This window comes from Bacillus cereus group sp. BfR-BA-01310 (genome assembly GCF_022664325.1).
GTDB lineage: Bacteria > Bacillota > Bacilli > Bacillales > Bacillaceae_G > Bacillus_A > Bacillus_A paramycoides.
This window is the reverse complement of the sequence record NZ_JAKUHD010000097.1, coordinates 1-425: the sequence shown is the minus strand read 5'-3', so window position 1 is coordinate 425 and position 425 is coordinate 1. Positions and strand designations below refer to the sequence as shown.

Here is a 425-nt window from a genome sequence, read left to right as displayed (position 1 = left end):
CTAGCTGAGTTTAAAATCACATTTTCAGAGCTTGCTAAGGAATCTCCTAAGCATCGTGATACGCGTGAGCACTTAATAGAAATTGTAAAGATTATTATAAAAGACGAGAAAATGATGGAAGAGCTGTTCCGAAAGAAAAAGTTACCGCTTAAACATATTGAACCACGTGTTAGGGTAAGTCGTAAAACGTTAGAGCGGCATAGAAAATACATTATTGCAATGTGTATTATCTTTGCAAACAACTATACATACATTCTTGATTATATAAGAGGGGTAGCATGATGAATAAAGGAATTGTGATGGATATAAAAAAACATAGCGTAGTTGTTTTAACTCCAAATGGAGAATTTATTTCGTTTAAAAGAAAAGCGCACTCTTACATGATTGGAGAGGAAATCTCGTTTAACGAACAAGAACAAAGAGCA

General features: G+C 33.9%; 1 protein-coding gene and 1 pseudogene. Both read left to right on the top strand.

Annotation, left to right across the window (positions count from 1 at the left end; all coding sequences use genetic code 11):
* Nucleotides 1–282, top strand: a pseudogene (locus tag MR109_RS29790) (RNA polymerase subunit sigma); the annotation flags it as partial.
* The coding region (locus MR109_RS29785) for an anti-sigma factor domain-containing protein (protein ID WP_242274864.1) at nt 279–425 on the top strand (147 nt) is incomplete at its 3' end. The pseudogene MR109_RS29790 and the gene MR109_RS29785, both read left to right, overlap by 4 nt.